Raw genomic sequence first — 2,818 nt, forward strand, 5'->3', positions numbered from 1 at the left:
GACCTGGTGCTGCACGTCCATGCCGTAGACGATCTCACCAATGCTGTCTTTGAGCGCCTCGTTGGTGTGCTCCAGTTGAACCAGCTTGCCATAGAGATAATCGGTCAACACATAGCCGAGACGCATATCGCGATCTACCAGGCGCTGGCGTACGACCTCTGCCCGGCGGTCATAGTCGGTAAGGTCTGCTTCATACTTTTCCATGTCGCTGCGCTGTTTGACCTGAGACGGCTTCTTTGGCTTCGGGAAGCCAACGTCCATCACCCGCRCTTCGATTGCCTTGATCATGCACTCGGTCGTCAGCGCCACCATGTCGTTCTTGTAGATGAACTCCAGTGGAGCGTCCTGCACCGTCTTCAAAAGCGGAGTCAGCCGGTCGATCGACTGCGGCCGGGCATAGATCATCGGCTCTACCAGGTAGTGCAGATACATGTGCCGAACGTCATCCAGCCGTACCTCTGCACCCTGTGTGGGAGAGAACACCACCACATAGTCCAGGCCGTAGACGCGCGCATTCACCGCCGCCGGAGCGAACATCGGCTCCATGAAGACCAGGAAGCGGCGGYCATCGTAGCTCGAAACCGGCTGGTGCAGATAGATGTTCGAATCCAGAATGGCCTTGGTCATCGGATCGTGGATGCGGGCGATGAGTTCTTCGTACTCCGGACGGTTGCGCACCCAGATCAGGTGGAGCTGCGTCGTCTCGGCAAAGGTTCGCAGAAGCGGCAGGATTTCGACCACCTGTGCGGCATCCGGTGGCAACTCGGTCAGATCGGTAATCGGCGTCAGATCCGGTGGAGGGTTGAGATAGATGCCAAGTGATGCGAACTGCGAGAGATTCCGCGTCGAATCGCCCAGGTCGTGGGCGGCAATGTAGGCGCAAACTTTGTCGCGGGCATCGCGAGCTTCGGCGCTGTCCTGCAGAGCAGCATTGAGGTCGTCGCGAACCTTCTGGCGCACTGGAGAAGAGTTGGTAAGGTCTGCGTCGTAGCCGCAGGCATTCAACGCCGCTCCAATATCGAAGAGCGACTCGCTCGGTTCCAGTTGGATTCCGGAGCCGGCTCGCTCGACGCCACCCAGCCGCAAGGGGCCGGTCTGAGCCGGTTGTTGCGAGGCGGAATCCGACGGAGCCTGGGACGAAGACGAGCTGGAAGACGATTGTTGTGCGGCTGCCGCCAGGGGCAGGGCGAAGAGCAATCCGAGCGAAATGATGCGGTTTAAATACACGGCTGATCAGTCTGACGTACCGGAATAGTCTACGTCAGCGGACCCTGCACTGAAGAGAGGGGATCAGCCTCGAACCGAGATACCGGAGAAGGTAAGGATAATGCGGCTCCGCACCGGGGTTCCAAAGACCTTGGCCGGTTCGTAGACGCTTACCAGCAGCCGCTGCTCCAGGTTGTGGCGGGCGTCGGCCGAAAGCGTTCCGGAGACGATGCTGTAGTCATAGATCTGCCCACGGGCGTTCAGCAGGGCTTCGACGACGACGGGATTGTCCGCATCCACCAACACGGCATCCATATTGGCAGCCGAATACTTATAGTGGGGCTGAGTGTAAGCGCCCAGGTCGTCATCGGCCATGACCGACTGCGCCGCAGGAGTCACCGCGGTTAGCATGCCCAGCATGCCACCGACGATGATGGTGGCGGAGGCCAGGCCGGCAGCGGTACGAAGCACGACCGGACGGAGGGTGTTGGCCCAGGCCAGCTCCAGACGATCCTTCCAGGTCGTGTTGCTCTTAACTTTTTCGTGCGAGATGGCCAGCCGCAGCTTCAGGCCCAGGTTCTCCGGAGCCTTGGCCGTACCGATCATGGCGAGGCTGTGCTGCACACTGCGCCAGCCGGCGAACTCCGCCTTGCAGGCTTTGCAGCTCTCAAGATGCGAGCTGACATCCATCATCTCGTGGCCGGTAAGAGCTCCGTCGAGATAGTCCGAGAAGAGGGAGCGCACCTGTTCACAGTTCGTATTCATCGTGCAGCCTCCATCCACTTCTCCGTTGCTCGTTTGGATGCGGCGGCTCTCTGTTCGGATTCGAGAGCTTCGCGCGCTTCCAGTGCCTGCCGCATCGCTGCGCGTCCGCGCATCAACCGACTCTTTACCGTGCCCATGTTGATGTCGAGAATCTCGGCGATCTCGTCATAGGCGAATCCTTCAATCTCGCGCAGGATCAGCACCGTCCGGAACGACTCCGGCACCTCATGCAGTGCTGCCTCCACCCGGGCGCGCATCTCGCTCTGGATGGCCATATCGAACGGCGATCCAGCTTGCGAAGCCAGCGTATCCCGCAGGTAGAAGGTCTCTCCGGGGTCGTCCGATTCGAACTCCCCATCGATGGTGACTTCCTGCTTCTTATGTCGCTTCCACCAGCGGCGCTGATTGCTTGCTTCATGCAGCGCAATCCGGTAGACCCAGGTTCTCAGCGAAGAGTCTCCATGAAAGCTTCCAATATTGCGGAAGACTTTAATAAAGACGTCCTGGGTGATGTCGGCGGCGTCAGCCGGATCCTGCAGGCTGCGGGCAATCAGAGAATAGATGGGCTGCGAGTACTGCCCGATCAGTTGCGCGAAGGCTTCTTCCGAGCCTGCCTTCAGCTCGGCCACCAAGACGGCATCCTCCGCACGAATTCCGATCGCACTTACCAGGTTCCCCATCGTCGTTCCAGCCTGCATCGGGAGTGTCCTTTAAGGTACGACGTCCGGGATTTCCAAAGCAAATCGCTCCATCCCGGAGAATGAGCAAAAACTGCGCCGCCGGCGGCCGAGTGCTCGCTCACTCTAGAGAGATAGACACCGAAGGTTGCCTGAAATGGTCCCGTAAC

3 protein-coding genes are annotated in these 2,818 nt (G+C 59.5%); all 3 read right to left on the bottom strand.

The window, feature by feature from the left end; all coding sequences use genetic code 11:
• A partial coding sequence (locus AB4043_RS21265; protein ID WP_442308009.1) for a hypothetical protein occupies positions 1-1,227 on the bottom strand: 1,227 nt, incomplete at its 3' end.
• Between the two features lie 63 nt (positions 1,228-1,290).
• The gene (locus AB4043_RS21270) at positions 1,291-1,971 is read right to left on the bottom strand and encodes an anti-sigma factor family protein (RefSeq protein ID WP_442301536.1); all 681 of its coding nucleotides are present in this window, start codon (positions 1,969-1,971) and stop codon (positions 1,291-1,293) included.
• Entirely contained in the window at positions 1,968-2,669 is a 702-nt protein-coding gene (locus AB4043_RS21275) for an RNA polymerase sigma factor (RefSeq protein ID WP_442301537.1), read from the bottom strand. Before AB4043_RS21275 ends, AB4043_RS21270 begins: the two co-directional genes overlap by 4 nt.
• Between the last annotated feature and the right edge of the window lie 149 nt (positions 2,670-2,818).

It is taken from the genome of Terriglobus sp. YAF25 (assembly GCF_052113305.1).
Lineage (GTDB): Bacteria > Acidobacteriota > Terriglobia > Terriglobales > Acidobacteriaceae > Terriglobus.

What these genes read in the sequence shown, in the direction of transcription:
- AB4043_RS21270 (WP_442301536.1), bottom strand. Translation starts at nt 1,971, where the DNA reads ATGAATACGAACTGTGAACAGGTGCGCTCCCTCTTCTCGGACTATCTC.
- AB4043_RS21275 (WP_442301537.1), bottom strand. Translation starts at nt 2,669, where the DNA reads ATGCAGGCTGGAACGACGATGGGGAACCTGGTAAGTGCGATCGGAATT.